The 4,747-nt window shown below is 34.5% G+C and carries 4 protein-coding genes; 3 read left to right on the top strand and 1 reads right to left on the bottom strand.

What is annotated here, in order from left to right; all coding sequences use genetic code 11:
- Window positions 1-1,010, bottom strand: a 1,010-nt coding sequence (locus tag ABFR62_13020; protein MEN8139342.1) for a nucleoid-associated protein, incomplete at its 3' end; no start/stop codon positions are given.
- 183 nt (window positions 1,011-1,193) lie between these two features.
- Between ABFR62_13020 and ABFR62_13015 the strand changes: the two genes are divergently transcribed.
- From ABFR62_13015 to bshC, 3 genes are all read left to right on the top strand, one after another.
- Entirely contained in the window at window positions 1,194-1,829 is a 636-nt protein-coding gene (locus ABFR62_13015; protein MEN8139341.1) for a hypothetical protein, read from the top strand.
- 54 nt (window positions 1,830-1,883) lie between these two features.
- Window positions 1,884-2,759 carry a S1-like domain-containing RNA-binding protein gene (locus ABFR62_13010; GenBank protein ID MEN8139340.1) on the top strand — a complete coding sequence of 292 codons (876 nt, stop codon included), beginning with the start codon at window positions 1,884-1,886 and terminating at the stop codon, window positions 2,757-2,759.
- A gap of 74 nt (window positions 2,760-2,833) precedes the next feature.
- Entirely contained in the window at window positions 2,834-4,420 is a 1,587-nt protein-coding gene (gene bshC / locus ABFR62_13005) for a bacillithiol biosynthesis cysteine-adding enzyme BshC (GenBank protein MEN8139339.1), read from the top strand.
- Window positions 4,421-4,747 lie beyond the last annotated feature (327 nt).

The following is a 4,747-nucleotide window of genomic DNA, read 5'->3' as shown; positions in this document are numbered from 1 at the left end:
CCTTTATCTTCGTCGTATCCTTTTTCTATGAAATTGTTTGAATTGTTATCGGTGAAATTCAGTTTGATTTCAAAATTAGTATCCAGGTTAATCACATTTTTGAATTTCTTTCTCATTGTTGTAACCGCGTCATTTGCAATTGCGAAATTCGAAAAATCTTCAATTTTATAATCTTCCTGAAATTTGTTTTTATAGTCTTTAAACTCGTTTTGGTATTCCGGGTTTTCTATAACCTGATTAATGAATTCGTCTTCTACAAAATCATCGTTCTTTGCAAAGAAGTCAACAGATTTGTTAAGGAATTTTATCTGTTCTTTCTGGTCTTCGTTAGGGAAAACTATGTCTTTCGAAAAGTCTTCACAAAGCTTAAGGTACTTTTTAGTCTGAAAAATTTCGTCTTGTTTCGGCTCAATATTCAGGAAGCTTTCTACCCAGTATTTAGCATCATATCTGTTAGAGTCAACAGAGAGTACTTTATATCCGCTTTCTTCTTCGGTATTGAAAATTAAAGCTCCTTTATCGAGTTTTTCCAAAAAGGTTCCCTGGTCAATATCTATAAAAAGATTTTCATCTTTTTTTCTGAATTTCATGAATTCACGGGGAACTTCACTTTTAAATATTCCAACAGCCTGTACCATTTCGTTATCCAAAGACACGTCGTTTAGCAGGGTTACATAAACCTCTCCCGGTATAATGTGCGGGTGTTCTGATTTTGAATACAGGTATTCGGCAATTTTCTTTGAATACTCATGAAACGAATCGGGGGCATTAAAAATACCCTTGACCAAATTGTATAAATCGTTGAAACTTAAATCTGTTTCGTGATAGAAGTTGTGATAGTTTTCTTCTTTAGATCTAAATGGTTTAAAAAAGAACTCACTTAAATGCGAAGTTAATTCAGAGTCTACAGGGTAAGGATCTTTCGATAAAAACATTCCCTCTTCTTTACTTTTGTTGCCTATCTGATGTATAGACATTTCTTCTATTGAAGCTCCATATAGATTTAACATAGCGATACCTTAATTATTGAATTTGCCAAAAATAAGCAAAACAAAAAAAGAAACAGCATAATTGAAAAATCATTTATTCACAATGGTGTTTTAATAGGGTATTTTATAATGTAAAACTTAAGCTTATTTCACTTACTTTTGTATGATATTAAACAGGAAATTAGATTAATAAAATATAAGAGAATGGTAGTTTTAGAAATAGATAGTGTTATATCAGCAAACGAATGGTTTATTTCTGCTGAGGAAAAGGAAGTATTGGGAGTACTGGAATCACAACCAACACTTTCTGGTTTAATAAATGTAATTATTGAAGAAGATTTAAAAGAGTCTGATGAGTATTCAAAAGATTTGTTCTATTCTTTATACGGGTCTATTCTGAAGGCTTATCTCGAAAGTTACGGGAACGATTTTAAGCAGGTAACAGAGGAAGATATTGAGACTGCTTTTGAAAAACAAAATAAATTTGCTGAATTATTGAGTTCTTCACTTGGTTTTGCAGATGGAGCACCAACAGAAGATGAGGAGAAGAAAGCCGTAGAGATTATGGAGAAGTTAGCTTCTCTGGAAGAGAAGTTCAAATCGGACGAAACTTTCGATTTGCAGGAAGAAGGTTTAGGCGATTTAGCCGAATTGATGAGTCAGGTTAATGAGGATATGAAACAACCGTCTTTAAACGCCTTTTTACAATCAGAGCTTGAACATGCCGACTTCGATGATAACCTTGCCGGATTTATGAATCAACAATTTAATATTATAGTTGATGCAATAGAAATTATGATTGAACGTACAGGTAAAGGTGCAAATATGAAAATTGTTTAGTTTGATCCTAACGGGATTTTTAAGGATATAACAGCCAACGAAAAAATAAGAAACATGCAATACGAAAAACGTGATCATCACCTGAAAGACAACACTCTTGAAATTGGAGTTTATCACAATTTGTCAATATTAAGAGAAACTGCTGTAGGTCTTTTTCTTGGCGACAATATGGAAAATGAAGTTCTGCTTCCCGGAAAATATGTACCCGATAGTTTTGAAATTGATCAGAAAATAAGAGTATTTGTTTATCTCGATTCAGGAGAGCGAAGAGTTGCAACTACATTGGATCCCAAACTTATTAAAGGTGAGTTTGGTTGTCTGAGATGTACTGCTACCAATAAAGCAGGTGCGTTTTTAGATTTGGGTCTCGAAAAAGATTTGTTTGTTCCTTTTAAGGAGCAGGCAAAAAAGATGGAGGAAGGCAGATACTACAATGTCTACATGTTTGTTGATGAGGAAACTGACAGATTGTTGGGGTCAAATAAAATTTCGAAATTCATTGAGAAGGAAAATATCGATTTAGAAGTAAACCAGGGAGTTGATCTTTTGATTGATAAAAAATCTGATTTAGGCGTAAATGTTATTGTTGATGATAAATACATGGGTTTCATTTTTTCTAATCAGGTTTTTCAGCCATTAAAGTACGGCGAAAGAATTTCGGGTTATGTAAAAGAAGTGAGGGAAGACGGCAAAATAGATATTACACTTCAAAAACAAGGTTTTGTAAGTATAGAGCCTAATGCCGATATGATTATAGATATACTTGAAACTAACAATGGTTTTCTGGCATTGAACGACAAGAGCGACCCTGATGTTATTAGGGAAAAACTCGGAATTAGCAAAAAACTGTTTAAGAAAGCAATAGGAAGCCTTTATAAAGAGCGTATTATCGAAATAAAAGATGATGGAATATATTTGAAAGGGTATTAAAATTTTTGATTTAATCGCGGGGTTACTATATTTATATATTATATATAGTAGCCCCGCGATTTTTTATTTATAATATGCAAGCAAAATACATAAAGTATAAGGATACAGGTTATTTCTCTAAGTTAATTACGGATTATCTCGATGGAGATTCTGCTTTAGATGAATTTATCGGATATGATAATAACCTTGACGGATACAAAAGGATAATCTCCGAAAGGAATACAGTTGCTGTTGACAGGGACCTCCTCGTTGACCGTTTGACCGTTCAAAATAAAGGTATAGAGTTGAGTGAGTTATCAAGGTCGAATATCAACACACTTAAGACTAAAGATACTTTTAGCATTACCACCGGACATCAGCTCAGTTTTTTCACCGGTCCGCTATATTTTATCTATAAAACAGCATCAATAATAAAACTTGCCATTGAACTGAAGGAAAAATTCCCGGAGAATAATTTTGTGCCTGTTTTTTGGATGGCATCCGAAGATCACGATTTTGAAGAGATAAACCACTTTAGATGTTATAACGAACTGATATCGTGGAATACTTCAGAAAAAGGAGCGGTAGGCAGGATGAAGCCGGAAAATATTGATGATGCTTTGTCTCAGTTTCAGGAGGCTTTAGGAGAAGGAGGAAAAAGAGCTGCTTATTTGTTGGAACTGTTTAAGAGATCATATTCAGAGCAAGACAATTTAGCTGAAGCAACAAGGTTTTTGGTAAATGAACTATTTGGTGAATACGGTATTGTAATTATTGACGGTGACGACAGGGAGCTGAAAAAAACAATGATTCCTTTGTTTAAAAAGGAGTTGAACGAATTTAGATCTGATAGAAACCTTAAGGCTACAAATGCCGGCCTGTTGTTGAAAGGATATAAGGTTCAGGTAAATCAACGGGAGATAAATTTATTTTATCTGGATAATAATTTGCGGGAAAGAATAGTTTTTGAGAATGGTAAGTACAAAGTCTTAAATACAAAAATTGAATTTTCGAAAACAGAAATAATCGAAGAGCTTGAAAGTAACCCTGAAAGGTTTAGCCCCAATGCAATACTGCGTCCGCTTTACGAAGAACATGTTTTACCCAATATAGCCTATGTAGGGGGTGGAGGTGAACTTGCATATTGGTTTCAGCTGAAAAGCAATTTTAAGGATTTTGGAGTTTCATTTCCCGTTTTGGTTTTGAGAAATTCTTTGATGTTGATAAAATCGGGGCAGCAAAGAAGAATGAAGAGTTTAGGGCTTTCAGTGAATGAAATGTTCAAGGGTGTTGATGATTTAATTAGGATCAAGGTTCTGGAAAATTCAGACACGGATATTGACATTTCCGAACATCTGGAAGCGGTGAATAAGATATTTTATGAATTACTGAAAAAATATAGCTCGGATCAATCATTACTTCCAAGTATAAAAGCACAGCATAAAAAACAAATAAAAGGCCTATACGAATTAGAAAAGAAACTACTTAGGGCCGAGAAAAGGAAGCAATCGGAATTAGTTGCTAAAATTGAGAAATTGAAATCAGACCTGTTTCCAAAAAATGTACTTCAGGAACGAAAGGTAAATTTTGCAGAGATGTATATGGAATTTGGAGAGGATTTGATATCCGGAATAATGCAAAATATCATTGTTCTGGATAATGAGTTTGCGGTGATGCATTAAATCATTAGATCATTAACTTTGCGCCCGCGGTAGAAGCGGTAGCTTGTTTTCGGAAATACTATTGAGCACAATACTGCAGGGGCGACCAAGGGAAGCCACTGCAGTATTTTTTTTGCGAAAAGTATTTCCGAAAACAACTATTAGCGGATGACGCGTTAAGGCGCCCGAAGGAAGAGGAAAGACAAAAGATGGAAGACAAAAGAGAAAAGATGAAAGACAAAGGATAAAAGATAAAAGAGAAAAGATACCTGCCTGCGTGACTCAGTCAGGCAGGAAAGAGAAAAGATAAAAGAGGAAAGACAAAAGAGAAAAGATACCTGCCTGCGT

The organism is Bacteroidota bacterium (assembly GCA_039714315.1).
GTDB lineage: Bacteria > Bacteroidota > Bacteroidia > Flavobacteriales > JADGDT01 > JADGDT01.
The sequence above is the reverse complement of the archived record's forward strand: the minus strand, read 5'-3'. Positions and strand labels throughout refer to the sequence as shown.

Excerpts from the sequence above, each read along its gene's own strand:
- ABFR62_13015 (MEN8139341.1), top strand. The coding sequence starts at position 1,194 with ATGGTAGTTTTAGAAATAGATAGTGTTATATCAGCAAACGAATGGTTT.
- ABFR62_13010 (MEN8139340.1), top strand. The coding sequence starts at position 1,884 with ATGCAATACGAAAAACGTGATCATCACCTGAAAGACAACACTCTTGAA.
- bshC (MEN8139339.1), top strand. The coding sequence starts at position 2,834 with ATGCAAGCAAAATACATAAAGTATAAGGATACAGGTTATTTCTCTAAG.